Origin of the sequence: Streptomyces sp. NPDC093600, from assembly GCF_044764755.1 — a bacterium.
Lineage (GTDB): Bacteria > Actinomycetota > Actinomycetes > Streptomycetales > Streptomycetaceae > Streptomyces.
Genome location: NZ_JBIWIU010000004.1, coordinates 98,794 through 113,091 on the forward strand (window position 1 = coordinate 98,794; position 14,298 = coordinate 113,091).

Below are 14,298 nucleotides of genomic sequence, written 5' to 3' on the forward strand. Positions count from 1 at the left end.
CAGCAAGAGGGGGACACCGTTTCCGGTGTCCCCCTTGTGGGCTGCTAGTCGCGGGCCGCGGTCAGGTGTTCCGCGTGTTCCTGGAGCGAGCGGACGCCCACACCGCCGTGGCCGAGCGCCTCGATGCCCTGGACGGCGGCGGCGAGCGCCTGGACCGTCGTCAGGCACGGGACGCCACGGGCGACGGCCGCGGTGCGGATCTCGTAGCCGTCGAGGCGGCCGCCGGTGCCGTACGGGGTGTTGACGATGAGGTCGACCTCGCCCTCGTGGATGAGGCGGACGATGGTCTTCTCGCCGCCCGGGCCCTCGCCCTCGGACTGCTTGCGCACGACGGTGGCGTTGATGCCGTTGCGCTTGAGGACCTCGGCCGTGCCGGAGGTGGCGAGCAGCTCGAAGCCGTGGGCGACGAGTTCGCGGGCCGGGAAGATCATCGATCGCTTGTCGCGGTTGGCGACGGAGATGAACGCGCGGCCCTTGGTGGGCAGCGGGCCGTAGGCGCCGGCCTGCGACTTGGCGTACGCCGTGCCGAAGACCGCGTCGATGCCCATCACCTCACCGGTGGAGCGCATCTCCGGGCCGAGGACGGTGTCCACCCCGCGGCCGTGGACGTCGCGGAAGCGCGACCACGGCATCACGGCCTCCTTGACGGAGATCGGCGCGTCGAGCGGCAGGGTGCCGCCGTCGCCGTTCTTCGGCAGCAGGCCCTCCTCGCGCAGTTCGGCGATGGTGGCGCCCAGCGAGATGCGGGCGGCGGCCTTCGCCAGCGGCACGGCGGTCGCCTTCGAGGTGAAGGGGACGGTCCGGGAGGCGCGCGGGTTGGCCTCCAGGACGTACAGGATGTCGCCGGCGAGCGCGAACTGGATGTTGATCAGGCCGCGGACGCCGACGCCCTTGGCGATGCCCTCGGTGGAGGCGCGCAGCCGCTTGATGTCGAAGCCGCCGAGGGTGATCGGGGGCAGGGCGCAGGCCGAGTCGCCGGAGTGGATGCCGGCCTCCTCGATGTGCTCCATGACGCCGCCGAGGTAGAGCTCGTGACCGTCGTAGAGCGCGTCGACGTCGATCTCGATGGCGTCGTCGAGGAAGCGGTCGACCAGGACCGGCCGGGTGGGGCTGATCTCGGTGGACTCGGCGATGTACGTCTCGAGGCGGGCCTCGTCGTACACGATCTCCATGCCGCGGCCGCCGAGCACGTACGACGGGCGTACGAGGACGGGGTAGCCGATCTCGTCGGCGATGGCCTTGGCGCCCGCGAAGGTGGTGGCGGTGCCGTGCTTGGGGGCCGGCAGGCCCGCCTCGGCGAGCACGCGGCCGAAGGCGCCGCGGTCCTCGGCGGCGTGGATGGCCTCCGGGGAGGTGCCGACGACCGGCACGCCGTTGTCCTTGAGCGCCTGGGCGAGACCCAGCGGGGTCTGGCCGCCGAGCTGGACGACGACGCCGGCGATGGGCCCGGCGAGCGACTCGGCGTGGACGATCTCCAGCACGTCCTCGAGCGTCAGCGGCTCGAAGTACAGGCGGTCGGAGGTGTCGTAGTCGGTCGAGACGGTCTCGGGGTTGCAGTTGACCATCACGGTCTCGTAGCCCGCGTCGCTGAGCGCGAAGGAGGCGTGGACGCAGGAGTAGTCGAACTCGATGCCCTGGCCGATGCGGTTCGGGCCGGAGCCGAGGATGATCACGGCGGGCTTCTCGCGCGGGGCGACCTCGCTCTCCTCGTCGTACGAGGAGTAGAAGTACGGGGTCTTGGCGGCGAACTCGGCGGCGCAGGTGTCGACGGTCTTGTAGACCGGGCGGACGCCGAGGGCGTGCCTGACCTCGCGGACGACGTCCTCGCGCAGGCCGCGGAGCTCGGCGATCTGGACGTCGGAGAAGCCGTGGCGCTTGGCGTGGGCGAGCAGGTCCGGGTCGAGCCGCTCGGCGGCGGCCAGCTCGTCGGCGATCTCCTTGATGAGGAAGAGCTGGTCGACGAACCAGGGGTCGATCTTCGTGGCGTCGAAGACCTCCTCGGGGGTGGCGCCGGCGCGGATGGCCTGCATGACGGTGTTGATCCGGCCGTCCGTGGGGCGGGCGGCCTCCCGCAGCAGCTCGTCCTTGTCGCCGGGCTCGCCGACGAAGGTGAACTGGCTGCCCTTCTTCTCCAGGGAGCGCAGGGCCTTCTGGAGCGCCTCGGTGAAGTTGCGGCCGATGGCCATGGCCTCGCCGACCGACTTCATGGTCGTGGTCAGCGTGGAGTCGGCGGAGGGGAACTTCTCGAACGCGAAGCGCGGCGCCTTGACGACGACGTAGTCGAGCGTGGGCTCGAAGGACGCCGGGGTCTTCTCCGTGATGTCGTTGGGGATCTCGTCCAGCGTGTAGCCGACGGCGAGACGGGCCGCGATCTTCGCGATGGGGAAGCCGGTCGCCTTGGAGGCGAGCGCGGAGGAGCGCGAGACGCGCGGGTTCATCTCGATGACGATGATCCGGCCGTCGTCCGGGTTGACCGCGAACTGGATGTTGCAGCCGCCGGTGTCGACGCCGACCTCGCGGATGATCGCGATGCCGATGTCGCGCAGCCGCTGGTACTCGCGGTCGGTGAGGGTCATCGCCGGGGCGACGGTGATCGAGTCACCGGTGTGGACGCCCATCGGGTCGAAGTTCTCGATGGAGCAGACGACCACGACGTTGTCGTTCTTGTCGCGCATCAGCTCCAGCTCGTACTCCTTCCAGCCGAGGATGGACTCCTCCAGGAGCACCTCGGTGGTCGGCGAGAGGGTCAGGCCCTGGCCGGCGATGCGGCGCAGCTCCTCCTCGTCGTGGGCGAAGCCGGAGCCGGCGCCGCCCATGGTGAAGGAGGGGCGGACGACGACGGGGTAGCCGCCGAGCGTCTCGACGCCCTTGAGGACGTCGTCCATGGAGTGGCAGATGACCGAGCGGGCGGACTCGCCGTAACCGATCTTGGCCTTGACGGCCTCGACGACGCCCTTGAAGAGGTCGCGGTCCTCGCCCTTGTGGATGGCCTCGACGTTGGCTCCGATGAGCTCGACGCCGTACTTCTCCAGGACGCCCTGCTCGTGCATGGAGATCGCGGTGTTGAGCGCGGTCTGGCCGCCGAGGGTGGGCAGGAGGGCGTCGGGGCGCTCCTTGGCGATGATCTTCTCGACGAACTCGGGGGTGATCGGCTCGACGTAGGTGGCGTCGGCGATCTCCGGGTCGGTCATGATCGTGGCCGGGTTGGAGTTGACCAGGATCACCCGCAGGCCCTCGGCCTTGAGGATGCGGCAGGCCTGGGTGCCGGAGTAGTCGAACTCGGCGGCCTGACCGATGACGATCGGGCCGGAGCCGATGACCAGGACGGACTGGATATCGGTGCGCTTAGGCACGCTCGGCCTCCATCAGGGATACGAAGCGGTCGAAGAGGTACGCGGCGTCGTGCGGGCCCGCGGCCGCCTCGGGGTGGTACTGGACGCTGAAGGCCGGCTGGTCGAGCAGCTGGAGGCCTTCGACGACCTGGTCGTTCAGGCATACGTGGGAGACCTCGGCGCGCCCGTAGGGGGTGTCCGAGACCTTGTCGAGCGGAGCGTCGACGGCGAAGCCGTGGTTGTGCGCGGTGACCTCGACCTTGCCGGTCGTACGGTCCTGCACGGGCTGGTTGATGCCGCGGTGGCCGTACTTCAGCTTGTAGGTGCCGAAGCCGAGGGCGCGCCCGAGGATCTGGTTGCCGAAGCAGATGCCGAAGAGCGGGGTCTTGCGCTCCAGGACGCCCTGCATGACGGCGACGGGGCCGTCGGCGGTGGCCGGGTCGCCCGGGCCGTTGGAGAAGAACACGCCGTCGGGCCGGACGGCGTACACGTCCTCGACGGTGGCGGTGGCGGGCAGGACGTGCACCTCGATGCCGCGTTCGGCCATCCGGTGCGGGGTCATGCCCTTGATGCCGAGGTCGACGGCGGCGACGGTGAACTTCTTCTCGCCGATGGCCGGGACGACGTACGTCTCGTGGGTGGCGACCTCGGCGGCGAGGTTCGCGCCCTTCATCTGCGGGGCTTCCTGGACCTTCGCGAGCAGGACGGCGTCGTCCATCACGGCGTCGCCGGAGAAGATGCCGACGCGCATGGCGCCGCGCTCGCGCAGGTGGCGGGTGAGGGCGCGGGTGTCGATGCCGGAGATGCCGACGACGCCCTGGTTCTCCAGCTCCTCGTCGAGCGAGCGGCGGGAGCGCCAGTTGGAGGAGACGCGGGCGGGGTCTCGGACGACGTAACCGGCGACCCAGATCTTCTTGGACTCGGGGTCCTCGTCGTTGACGCCGGTGTTGCCGACGTGCGGGGCGGTCATCACGACGACCTGGCGGTGGTACGACGGGTCGGTGAGGGTCTCCTGGTAGCCGGTCATGCCGGTGGAGAACACGGCCTCGCCGAAGGTCTCCCCCACGGCCCCGTAGGCGCGGCCGCGGAAGATGCGGCCGTCCTCCAGGACGAGTACGGCGGGAGCTGCCTTGTGCCCCTGCGAGCGGGCCCCCTGGCTGGAGGTCGTCATCGTGCGGTGCCTTCCGTCGTGCGTGTGTGGTTCATGGAGTTGATGGCCTCGACCCAGGCGGTGTGCTCGGCCGCGCGGTCGGAGCGGAAGCCGGAGTCGAGCAGCCGGTCGCCGTGCGTCCAGGTGACGACGAGCAACCCGCCCTCGGCGAGGACCTTGCCGGCGATGCCCTTGTCGAGGCGGGCCTCGCGCAGGGCGTCGGCCGGGATGAGGAAGTCGTTCGCCCCGGGGCGTACGACCTCGATCCCCGCCTCGGTGAGCGTGAGCTCGACACGGCTGCGGGTGCCGAGACCGTGGGCGACGATCCGGTCGAGCCACTGCCCGGCGGTGGTGGACCCGTGGTAGCGCCCGCTCAGAGTCAGTTTCGCCTCGCCCGGCGTCTCCGGCACTCCCGGGAGCTCGGGCAGGTCGGACTGGAGGCTGCCGCGCCACTTCCATCCCTGGCGCATCAGCCAGTAGACGAAGGCGACGAAGAGGGTCAGGCCGACCAGCCAGCCGATGCGTCCGGCCCAGTTGGTGACCTCCGCCGATTTCTCCCCGGCGGCCAGGATGATCAGAGATGTCACGCCAGCTTCCCGTCCACGAGCGTCGCCCGGCCCCGCAGGAAGGTGTGGGTGACGCGTCCCGGCAGCTCGCGGCCCTCGTAGGGGGTGTTGCGGCTGCGGGAGGCGAAGCCCGCGGGGTCCACGGCTCCACGGTATGCCGGATCGACCAGGGTCAGGTTGGCGGGCTCACCAGCCGAGACGGGGCGGCCGTGGCCCTCGGCCCGCCCGATCCGGGCGGGCGCGAAGGACATCCGGTCGGCGACGCCGGCCCAGTCGAGCAGTCCGGTCTCGACCATCGTCTGCTGGACGACGGAGAGCGCGGTCTCCAGGCCCACCATGCCCATGGCGGCCGCGGCCCACTCGCAGTCCTTGTCCTCGTGCGGGTGGGGGGCGTGGTCGGTGGCGACGATGTCGATCGTGCCGTCGGCCAGGGCCTCGCGCAGGGCGAGGACGTCGCGCTCGGTGCGCAGCGGCGGGTTGACCTTGTAGACCGGGTTGTAGGTGCGGACCAGCTCGTCGGTCAGGAGCAGGTGGTGCGGGGTGACCTCGGCGGTGACGTCGATGCCGCGGGACTTGGCCCAGCGGACGATCTCGACCGAGCCGGCCGTGGAGAGGTGGCAGATGTGGACGCGGGAGCCGACGTGCTCGGCGAGCAGGACGTCGCGCGCGATGATCGACTCCTCGGCGACGGCCGGCCAGCCGCCGAGACCGAGCTCGGCGGAGACGACGCCCTCGTTCATCTGGGCGCCCTCGGTGAGGCGGGGCTCCTGGGCGTGCTGGGCGACGACTCCGCCGAAGGCCTTCACGTACTCCAGGGCGCGGCGCATGATCACGGCGTCGTCGACGCACTTGCCGTCGTCGGAGAAGACGGTGACGCCTGCGGCGGAGTCGTGCATGGCGCCGAGCTCGGCGAGCTTCTTGCCCTCCAGGCCGACGGTGACGGCGCCGATGGGCTGCACGTCGCAGTAGCCGGACTCCTTGCCGAGTCGGTAGACCTGCTCGACGACGCCGGCGGTGTCGGCGACGGGGAAGGTGTTGGCCATCGCGAAGACGGCGGTGTAGCCGCCGGAGGCGGCGGCGCGGGTGCCGGTGAGCACGGTCTCGGAGTCCTCGCGGCCGGGCTCGCGCAGATGGGTGTGGAGGTCGACCAGGCCGGGCAGCAGGATCCGGCCCTCCGCCTCGACGACGGTGGCGTCGTCGGCCGACAGGCCCGTGCCCACGGCGGCGATGGTCTCGCCGTCGACGAGGACGTCCTGGGCCTCGCCGCCGAGCACCTTGGCACCTCGGATAAGGATCTTGCTCATGGTTACTTGCTCTCCTCGGTGGCGGAGGTGTGCGGGGTGACGGCGGGCTCGTTGCCGCCCAGAAGCAGGTAGAGGACGGCCATCCGGATGGAGACGCCGTTGGCGACCTGCTCGACGACCGTGCACCGGTCGGAGTCGGCGACCTCGGCGGTGATCTCCATGCCGCGGACCATGGGGCCGGGGTGCATCACGATGGCGTGCTCGGGCATCTTGGCCATCCGGTCGCCGTCGAGGCCGTACCGCCGCGAGTACTCGCGCTCGGTCGGGAAGAAGGCGGCGTTCATCCGCTCGCGCTGCACACGGAGCATCATCACCGCGTCGGACTTCGGCAGCACGCTGTCGAGGTCGTAGCTGATGTCGCAGGGCCATGCCTCCACGCCGACCGGTACGAGGGTGGGCGGGGCGACCAGGGTGACCTCGGCGCCGAGGGTGTGCAGCAGGTCGACGTTGGAGCGGGCGACCCGGCTGTGCAGGACGTCGCCGACGAGCGTGATGCGCTTGCCCGCGAGGTCCTGGCCGAGACCGGCGTCGCGGCCGACGAGGCGGCGGCGCATGGTGAAGGCGTCCAGCAGGGCCTGGGTGGGGTGCTGGTGGGTGCCGTCGCCGGCGTTGATGACGGGGGCGTCGATCCAGCCGGAGGTGGCGAGGCGGTAGGGGGCGCCGGAGGCGCTGTGCCGGATGACGACGGCGTCGACGCCCATCGCCTCCAGGGTCTGCGCGGTGTCCTTGAGGGACTCGCCCTTGGAGACGCTGGATCCCTTGGCCGCGAAGTTGATGACGTCGGCGGAGAGGCGCTTCTCGGCGGCCTCGAAGGAGATCCGGGTGCGGGTGGAGTCCTCGAAGAAGAGGTTGCAGATCGTGCGGCCGCGCAGCGCGGGCAGCTTCTTGATCGGCCGGTCGGCCACCCGGGCCATCTCCTCGGCGGTGTCGAGGATGAGGACGGCGTCGTCGCGGGTGAGGTCGGCGGCCGAGATGAGGTGACGCATCATCGGGGGTTTCGCTCCGTGTGGTGGCGAGGTGAGGGCGTGCGGGCACGCAGGGGTGTGCCCTGGACCCGTCGGGGTGCCGTTCCGGCTGGGGCCCGGCTAGGCGATGGGCTTGCCGCCGAGCAGCACGGTGTCGCGACCGTCCTCCTCGGCGAGCTGGACCTTGACCGTCTCCCGCAGCGACGTGGGGAGGTTCTTGCCGACGTAGTCGGCGCGGATCGGGAGTTCGCGGTGGCCGCGGTCGACGAGGACCGCGAGCTGGACGGCGCGGGGGCGGCCGATGTCGCCGAGCGCGTCGAGCGCGGCGCGGATGGTGCGGCCGGAGAAGAGGACGTCGTCGACGAGGACGACCAGGCGGCCGTCGATGCCGTCGGCGGGGATGTCGGTGCGGCCGATCGCCCGGGCGGGCTTCATCCGCAGGTCGTCCCGGTACATGGTGATGTCGAGGGAGCCGACCGGGATGGTGCGTCCGGTGATCTCGGCGAGCTTGTCGGCCAGTCGGCGGGCGAGGAAGACGCCACGCGTGGGAATGCCGAGGAGGACCACGTCGTCGGCGCCCTTCGCGCGTTCGACGATCTCGTGGGCGATGCGGGTCAGAACCCGCGCGATGTCCGGGCCCTCGAGGACGGGGCGCGCGGCATCGGTGTGCTGCTGTGTGTCCATATGAAAACGGACCTCCTTCTCCGCCTCACGGGACGGCTCTTAAAGGACGTCGGAACTGCGCCTTCGACTGTAGCAGGGGCGGGCGGGTGTCCCGCTCACACCCCTCCCGCCACTCCGGGCGCCGTCCCCCGGGAGGGGGCGGTATGGACCATTCGGCTTGACGGAGCCAAGTAACGCTGCGTAACCTCACAGTGAGTTACCAGCCACGCGGCGGAGCCGCACGTTGTCACAGCGTCCGGGGAGCTATATGTCCAGCGAATACGCAAAGCAGCTCGGGGCCAAGCTCCGCGCCATCCGCACCCAGCAGGGCCTTTCCCTCCACGGTGTGGAAGAGAAGTCCCAGGGCCGCTGGAAGGCCGTCGTGGTCGGCTCGTACGAGCGCGGCGACCGCGCGGTGACGGTGCAGCGCCTCGCCGAGCTGGCGGACTTCTACGGCGTCCCGGTGCAGGAGCTCCTGCCCGGTACGACCCCTGGCGGCGCCGCCGAGCCGCCGCCGAAGCTGGTCCTGGACCTGGAGCGCCTGGCCCACGTCCCGCAGGAGAAGGCCGGCCCGCTGCAGCGCTACGCCGCGACGATCCAGTCGCAGCGCGGTGACTACAACGGCAAGGTGCTGTCGATCCGCCAGGACGACCTCCGTACCCTCGCCGTGATCTACGACCAGTCGCCGTCGGTGCTGACCGAGCAGCTCATCAGCTGGGGCGTCCTGGACGCGGACGCGCGCCGCGCGGTCGCCCACGAGGACAGCTGATCCTCATCCGCTGAGAGCTCAGCAGAAACGTTGCCGCCGGGGCGGCGGAAGACCTGCGGGTCTTCCGCCGCCCCGGCGGTCTTTTCGTCCGCCGCCGCCCGCGTACGCCGAAGGGGCCCGCAGCACCAGGTGCTGCGGGCCCCTTCGACTGCCGGGGGTGCCTGGGTCAGGCGTCCCGGCGCAGGCGAGGCTTCAGGTCCTTGAAGCGGCCCAGGAGGCCGTTGACGAAGGTCGGGGACTCGTCGGTGGAGAACTCCTTGGCGAGCTGCACCGCCTCGTCGATCGCGACCGCGTCCGGCGTCTCGTCCAGCCAGATCAGTTCGTACGCGCCGAGGCGCACGATGTTCCGGTCGGCGACCGGCATCCGGTCGAGGTCCCAGTCCACCGCGTAGGTGGCGATGAGGTCGTCGATACGGTCCACGTGGTCCGCGTACCCCTCGACCAGCTGCATCGTGAACTCGTTGACCGCGGGCTGCCGGTCGTCGGAGCGAGCGTGCCGTACCCAGTCCGCGAGGACCTGCTGCACGGACGCGCCGCGCTGGTCGGCCTCGAAGAGGATCTGGAAGGCGCGCTTACGGGCGTTGCTGCGGGCAGCCACGGTTAGCTGTTCACCCGGCCGAGGTAGTCGCTCGTGCGGGTGTCGACCTTGATCTTCTCACCGGTGGTGATGAAGAGCGGGACCTGGATCTCGTGGCCGGTCTCCAGCGTGGCGGGCTTGGTGCCGCCGGTGGAGCGGTCGCCCTGGACGCCCGGGTCGGTGTGCTGGATGGTCAGCTCGACGGCGGCGGGGAGCTCGACGTAGAGCACCGAGCCCTCGTGCTGCGCGACGGAGGCGGTGAAGCCCTCGACCAGGAAGTTGGCGGCGTCGCCGACGGCCTTGCGGTCGACGTGCAGCTGGTCGTACGTCTGCATGTCCATGAAGACGAAGTAGTCGCCGTCCATGTACGAGAACTGCATGTCGCGGCGGTCGATGGTGGCCGTCTCGACCTTCACACCGGCGTTGAAGGTCTTGTCGACGACCTTGCCGGAGAGCACGTTCTTGAGCTTGGTGCGCACGAAGGCCGGGCCCTTGCCGGGCTTGACGTGCTGGAACTCGACGACGGACCAGAGCTGGTCCCCGTCGAGCTTGAGCACCATGCCGTTCTTGAGGTCGTTCGTGGAAGCCACGGTTGCGGAATCTCCTGGACTGACGTGGGACCAGAGAGGAGTACGCGCCCTACAGCGCGAGCAGCTCCTTGGTCGTAATGGTGAGTAGCTCGGGTCCGCCGTCCGCCTCCTGGCGCACGACGAGCGTGTCATCGATCCGGACCCCGCCCCGGCCCGGGAGGTGGACCCCCGGTTCGACGGTGACCGGCACACAAGCGTCCAGTTTACCCATGGCCGAGGGTGCGAGCTGCGGGTCCTCGTCGATTTCGAGGCCGACACCGTGTCCGATGAGCGGCGGAACGGCTTCCGAGTGGCCCGCGGCGTCCAGGATGTGACGGGCGGCGTGGTCCACGTCGCGGTACGCCGCGCCGGGCACGAGGGACTCCCGCCCGGCCCGCTGAGCGGCGAAGACGAGGTCGTAGAGCTCGATCTGCCAGTCCGCGGGGGTCGTGCCGATGACGAAGGTGCGGCCGATCTCGCAGCGGTAGCCGCGGTACTCGGCGCCGAGGCAGACGGAGAGGAAATCGCCCTCCTCGACCCGGCGGTCGGAGGGCCGGTGGCCTCTGCGGCCGGAGTTCGGGCCGGTGGCGACGGAGGTCGGGAACGCGGCGCCGTCGGCGCCGTGGTCGACGAGCCGCCGCTCCAGTTCCAGGGCGAGGTGGCGCTCGGTCCGGCCGACCAGGATGGATTCGAGGAGTTCGCCGAGGGCCTGGTCGGCGATCTCCGCGGCGATCCGCAGACAGGCGATCTCGTCCTCGTCCTTGACGATCCGCAGCTGTTCCACGGCCCCGCGGAGGTCGGCGAGCCGGAGCCGGGGCGCGATCGACCCCATGGCCCGGTGCCGGGCGACCGTCAGGTGGTGCTCCTCGACGGCGAGGGCGTCCGCGCCCGCCTTGTGGGCGAAGTCGACGGCCGCGACGGCGGGATCGCCGCTGCCGGCGGGCAGGACGGCCTGCCGGAGCAGTTCGTCGAGCCGTCCGTCGGCCGGATCGCCGCCGGGCGGTACGGGACAGAGCAGCACGTCTTCGTCCGGACCGACGAGGAGGACGGCTCCTGGGGGTGAAGCGCCCGCGAGATAGCGGACGTTGGCGGGGCGGGAGACCATGGCCGCCGGGCTGCCCGCTGCCGCGCACCGGTCGCGCAGCCGCACACGGCGGTCCGCATACACCTGTGACATGTTCCGAGCCTACGAGGGGCTGGGCGCCCCGGCCCGCTCAGCGCGGCCGACCGGGCCATCGCCGGACGGATCCGGCCAGGTCGCGGGGGCCGGAGCGCTGGCCAGGGGGCCGTACGGGCGGGCTGGCCACCAGCCGGCCCAGCGACCGGAAGGCGGGCTACCAGGACGGCGGGCTGGCGATGGAGCGGGCCAGGACCTCGTCGAGGACGCGGGCGGTGGTCTCCACGTCGTACTTGGAGTTGTCGATGATCGGCAGGCCGGAGCCGTACCAGCCCGCCATCCGGCCGTGGATGGAGGCGACCTCCTCGTCCGACAGGCGCCGGTTCCCGCTGCGTTCGGCGTTGCGCTCCAGGACGATCTCCAGGCCCGGCAGGAGGACCACCGGGAGCAGGCCGGGGCCGACGTGCCGTTTCCAGCCGCCGAGGCCGACGACGGGGCGGTCCGGGAAGACGGCGTCGTCGAGGATGCAGGAGATGCCGTTGGCGAGGAAGTTGCGGGCGGCGAAGCCACAGGTGCGGCGGGCGAGGCGGTACTGGGCCTCGGAGTGCTCGTTCCAGCCCGACTGGGGGTCGGCGAAGCCGGAGCAGACCCATTCGCGGACGTCGTCGAGGCTGATGTGCGCCGTGGGGACGCGACGGCGCTGTGCCCAGTGACGGGCGACGGTCGTCTTGCCCGCGCCGGCCGGGCCGATGAGCAGGACGGCGAGGGTCGCGGTGCCGGTGCCGGCCTCGGCGGGCGGCGCGGCGGGTATGCCGACCGGCGGCAGCTGGACGTGCGCGGTGGTGTCCCGTGGCGGGCCGGGGTGGGCGGGGGTCTGCTGGGGCGGGTGCGGCGGTCCGGGGTGCGGCGGCATCCCTCCGGCGGCCCAGCCCGGTGCGGGCGGGGACGGCGGCGGTCCCTGGGGGGCCGGGTGGTGCACCTGTGGCGCCGGATGCGGGGCCACCCCCGGATGGGACGGCGCGGGGTGGGCGTGGGGCGCCGACGGGTGGTGCGGCGGGGAGTGCGGGGACTGCGCCTGGTGTCCGCCCTGGGCCGCTGCCCATCCCGAGCGCTCGGGCGGTGGCAACGGAGCCCCCACTGCGTGCTGCATCCGGTGCCACTCCGTCTCGTACGGCCGATACTTCCGGGAACGTTACCGCCCCCGGCCCCCTCAAGGGGAACGGCCGGGGGCGGTCCGCAGTGCCCTCAGGCGGGGCCGTTCACTCTCAGCCGGTCAGTTCCTCGGCCAGCGCGCGCAGCGCCAGCCGGTACGAGCCGATCCCGAACCCGGCGATCGTCCCCGTCGCGACGGCGGCGACGACCGAGGTGTGCCGGAATTCCTCCCTGGTGTACGGATTCGAGATGTGCACCTCGATCAGCGGGGCGGTCCGCTGGGCGGCCGCGTCGCGCATTCCGTACGAGTAGTGCGTGAACGCACCGGGGTTGAGAACGACCGGAATCGATCCGTCCGCGGCCTCGTGCAGCCAGCGGATCATCTCGCCCTCGTCGTTGGTCTCCCGGACCTCCACGTCGAAGCCCAGCTCGGCGCCGAGCGTCCGGCAGGACTCCGCCAGGCCCTTGTAGGACGTGGCGCCGTAGATGTCGGGTTCGCGGGAGCCGAGCCGGCCGAGGTTCGGGCCGTTCAGCACCAGAACGGGGCTGAGGTCGCTCACGCGGACACCTCGCCGTAGGCCGCGACGAGCACCGCCGGGTCGGGGCCCTCGAGGACGGTCGGCTTGCCGAGGCCGTCGAGGACGATGAAGCGCAGCATGTCGCCGCGGGACTTCTTGTCGACCTTCATGGTCTCGAGCAGCTTGGGCCACTGGTCGCCGCGGTAGGTCAGCGGCAGGCCGACCGATTCCAGGACCGTGCGGTGCCGGTCGGCGGTGGCGTCGTCGAGCCGGCCGGCGAGCCGGCCGAGTTCGGCGGCGAAGACCATGCCGACGGAGACGGCGGCGCCGTGCCGCCACTTGTACCGCTCGTTCTTCTCGATGGCGTGGGCCAGGGTGTGGCCGTAGTTGAGGATCTCCCGCCGACCGGACTCCTTGAGGTCGCCGGAGACGACCTCCGCCTTCACCCGGATCGAGCGGACGATCAGCTCGGCGGTGTGCGGTCCCGCGGGTGTCCGGGCCGCCTGCGGGTCCTCCTCCACCAGGTCGAGGATGACGGGGTCGGCGATGAAGCCGGCCTTGATGATCTCCGCGAGCCCGCTCACGTAGTCGTTGACCGGCAGCGAGTCCAGCGCGGCCAGGTCGCAGAGCACTCCGGCGGGCGGGTGGAAGGCGCCGACGAGGTTCTTGCCCTCGGCGGTGTTGATGCCGGTCTTGCCGCCGACGGCCGCGTCCACCATGGCGAGCACGGTCGTCGGGACGGCGATCCAGCGCACGCCCCGCAGCCAGGTCGCCGCCACGAACCCGGCGAGGTCGGTGGTGGCGCCGCCGCCCACGCCGACGATGACGTCGGTGCGGGTGAAGCCGGTCTGGCCGAGCGCCTTCCAGCAGTACGCCGCGACCTCGGCGGTCTTGGCCTCCTCGGCGTTCGGCACCTGGATGGCGACGGCCTCGAAGCCCTGGCCGGCGAGGTCGGCGCGCAGGGCCTCGCCCGTCTCGGCGAGGGCTTCGGGGTGGATCACGGCCACGCGCTTGGCGCGGTTGCCGATCAGGGTGGGCAGCTCGGCGAGCAGCTGCCGTCCCACCAGCACCTCATACGGATCCGTGCCCGCCGAGCCGTCGACCTGGATACGGGTCACTTCCTGGTCCGTCATACGTCCTTCTTCAGCTCCAGAGCGTCGAGGACCGCGCTCGCGACCTCTTCGGGGGTGCGGTCGTCCGTGGCGACGACGACGCGTGCGACTTCGGTGTAGAGAGGGCGGCGCGCCTCCATCAGCTCGCGCCACTGGCGGCGCGGGTTGACGGCGAGCAGCGGCCGCGCGGTGTTGAGGCCGACGCGGCGGACCGCCTCGTCGACGTCCATCGAGAGATAGACGACGGGCAGCCCGCTGAGCAGCTCGCGGGTGGAGGCGTCGAGGATGGCGCCGCCGCCGAGCGCGAGGACTCCCTCGTGCTCGGTGACCGCGGTCCGTACGGCGTCGCGTTCCAGGGCGCGGAAGTGGTCCTCGCCGTCCTCGATGAAGATGTCCGAGATCTCCCGGCCCTGGGCGGCGACGATGTCGGCGTCGGTGTCCCGGTAGGGCGCGCCGAGCAGCTCGGCCAGGAGCGCGCCCACCGTGGACTTGCCGGAGCCCATC

14 protein-coding genes are annotated in these 14,298 nt (G+C 71.4%); 1 reads left to right on the forward strand and 13 read right to left on the reverse strand.

Features of this window, described 5'->3' with window-relative positions:
• Nucleotides 1-44: 44 nt before the first annotated feature.
• The 6 genes from carB to pyrR all read right to left on the reverse strand — a co-directional run bounded on the left by carB (nt 45) and on the right by pyrR (nt 8,001).
• The gene (gene carB, locus ACIRB4_RS13125) at nt 45-3,353 is read right to left on the reverse strand and encodes a carbamoyl-phosphate synthase large subunit (protein WP_403290634.1); all 3,309 of its coding nucleotides are present in this window, start codon (nt 3,351-3,353) and stop codon (nt 45-47) included.
• The gene (gene carA, locus ACIRB4_RS13130) at nt 3,346-4,503 is read right to left on the reverse strand and encodes a glutamine-hydrolyzing carbamoyl-phosphate synthase small subunit (protein ID WP_403290637.1); all 1,158 of its coding nucleotides are present in this window, start codon (nt 4,501-4,503) and stop codon (nt 3,346-3,348) included. The genes carB and carA overlap by 8 nt, the downstream gene beginning before the upstream one ends.
• Nucleotides 4,500-5,069, reverse strand: coding sequence for a hypothetical protein (locus tag ACIRB4_RS13135; protein ID WP_403290640.1), 570 nt, complete (start codon nt 5,067-5,069; stop codon nt 4,500-4,502). The genes carA and ACIRB4_RS13135 overlap by 4 nt, the downstream gene beginning before the upstream one ends.
• Nucleotides 5,066-6,352: a dihydroorotase gene (locus ACIRB4_RS13140; protein WP_403290642.1), complete on the reverse strand. Its 1,287-nt coding sequence runs from the start codon at nt 6,350-6,352 to the stop codon at nt 5,066-5,068. The genes ACIRB4_RS13135 and ACIRB4_RS13140 overlap by 4 nt, the downstream gene beginning before the upstream one ends.
• Nucleotides 6,353-6,354: 2 nt before the next feature.
• Complete coding sequence (locus tag ACIRB4_RS13145) at nt 6,355-7,341, reverse strand: aspartate carbamoyltransferase catalytic subunit (protein WP_403290644.1); 987 nt, start codon at nt 7,339-7,341, stop codon at nt 6,355-6,357.
• A 96-nt stretch (nt 7,342-7,437) separates the two neighbouring features.
• Entirely contained in the window at nt 7,438-8,001 is a 564-nt protein-coding gene (pyrR, locus tag ACIRB4_RS13150) for a bifunctional pyr operon transcriptional regulator/uracil phosphoribosyltransferase PyrR (RefSeq protein WP_403290646.1), read from the reverse strand.
• 247 nt (nt 8,002-8,248) lie between these two features.
• On the opposite strand from pyrR, the gene bldD reads away from it, so the two are divergent.
• A complete protein-coding gene (gene bldD / locus ACIRB4_RS13155; RefSeq protein ID WP_030214967.1) occupies nt 8,249-8,749 on the forward strand; it encodes a transcriptional regulator BldD in 501 nt (166 codons plus the stop codon).
• 166 nt (nt 8,750-8,915) lie between these two features.
• Here the strand turns inward: bldD and nusB are convergent, their stop codons facing one another.
• The 7 genes from nusB to ACIRB4_RS13190 all read right to left on the reverse strand — a co-directional run bounded on the left by nusB (nt 8,916) and on the right by ACIRB4_RS13190 (nt 14,297).
• Nucleotides 8,916-9,347: a transcription antitermination factor NusB gene (gene nusB, locus ACIRB4_RS13160; RefSeq protein WP_403290649.1), complete on the reverse strand. Its 432-nt coding sequence runs from the start codon at nt 9,345-9,347 to the stop codon at nt 8,916-8,918.
• 2 nt (nt 9,348-9,349) lie between these two features.
• Nucleotides 9,350-9,916, reverse strand: coding sequence for an elongation factor P (gene efp / locus ACIRB4_RS13165; protein ID WP_403290652.1), 567 nt, complete (start codon nt 9,914-9,916; stop codon nt 9,350-9,352).
• A gap of 49 nt (nt 9,917-9,965) precedes the next feature.
• A complete protein-coding gene (locus ACIRB4_RS13170) occupies nt 9,966-11,072 on the reverse strand; it encodes an aminopeptidase P family protein (RefSeq protein WP_403290654.1) in 1,107 nt (368 codons plus the stop codon).
• Nucleotides 11,073-11,229: 157 nt separating this feature from the next.
• Nucleotides 11,230-12,162, reverse strand: coding sequence for an AAA family ATPase (locus tag ACIRB4_RS13175; RefSeq protein WP_403290657.1), 933 nt, complete (start codon nt 12,160-12,162; stop codon nt 11,230-11,232).
• A 115-nt stretch (nt 12,163-12,277) separates the two neighbouring features.
• Entirely contained in the window at nt 12,278-12,724 is a 447-nt protein-coding gene (gene aroQ / locus ACIRB4_RS13180) for a type II 3-dehydroquinate dehydratase (RefSeq protein ID WP_403290659.1), read from the reverse strand.
• On the reverse strand, nt 12,721-13,815 hold the full coding sequence (aroB, locus tag ACIRB4_RS13185; protein ID WP_403290662.1) for a 3-dehydroquinate synthase: 1,095 nt from the start codon (nt 13,813-13,815) through the stop codon (nt 12,721-12,723). Before aroB ends, aroQ begins: the two co-directional genes overlap by 4 nt.
• On the reverse strand, nt 13,812-14,297 hold the full coding sequence (locus ACIRB4_RS13190; RefSeq protein ID WP_403291225.1) for a shikimate kinase: 486 nt from the start codon (nt 14,295-14,297) through the stop codon (nt 13,812-13,814). Before ACIRB4_RS13190 ends, aroB begins: the two co-directional genes overlap by 4 nt.
• Nucleotide 14,298 lies beyond the last annotated feature (1 nt).

Excerpts from the sequence above, each read along its gene's own strand:
- carA (WP_403290637.1), bottom strand. The coding sequence starts at position 4,503 with ATGACGACCTCCAGCCAGGGGGCCCGCTCGCAGGGGCACAAGGCAGCT.
- ACIRB4_RS13140 (WP_403290642.1), bottom strand. The coding sequence starts at position 6,352 with ATGAGCAAGATCCTTATCCGAGGTGCCAAGGTGCTCGGCGGCGAGGCC.
- ACIRB4_RS13145 (WP_403290644.1), bottom strand. The coding sequence starts at position 7,341 with ATGATGCGTCACCTCATCTCGGCCGCCGACCTCACCCGCGACGACGCC.
- pyrR (WP_403290646.1), bottom strand. The coding sequence starts at position 8,001 with ATGGACACACAGCAGCACACCGATGCCGCGCGCCCCGTCCTCGAGGGC.
- bldD (WP_030214967.1), top strand. The coding sequence starts at position 8,249 with ATGTCCAGCGAATACGCAAAGCAGCTCGGGGCCAAGCTCCGCGCCATC.
- ACIRB4_RS13170 (WP_403290654.1), bottom strand. The coding sequence starts at position 11,072 with ATGTCACAGGTGTATGCGGACCGCCGTGTGCGGCTGCGCGACCGGTGC.
- ACIRB4_RS13175 (WP_403290657.1), bottom strand. The coding sequence starts at position 12,162 with ATGCAGCACGCAGTGGGGGCTCCGTTGCCACCGCCCGAGCGCTCGGGA.
- aroB (WP_403290662.1), bottom strand. The coding sequence starts at position 13,815 with ATGACGGACCAGGAAGTGACCCGTATCCAGGTCGACGGCTCGGCGGGC.
- ACIRB4_RS13190 (WP_403291225.1), bottom strand. The coding sequence starts at position 14,297 with ATGGGCTCCGGCAAGTCCACGGTGGGCGCGCTCCTGGCCGAGCTGCTC.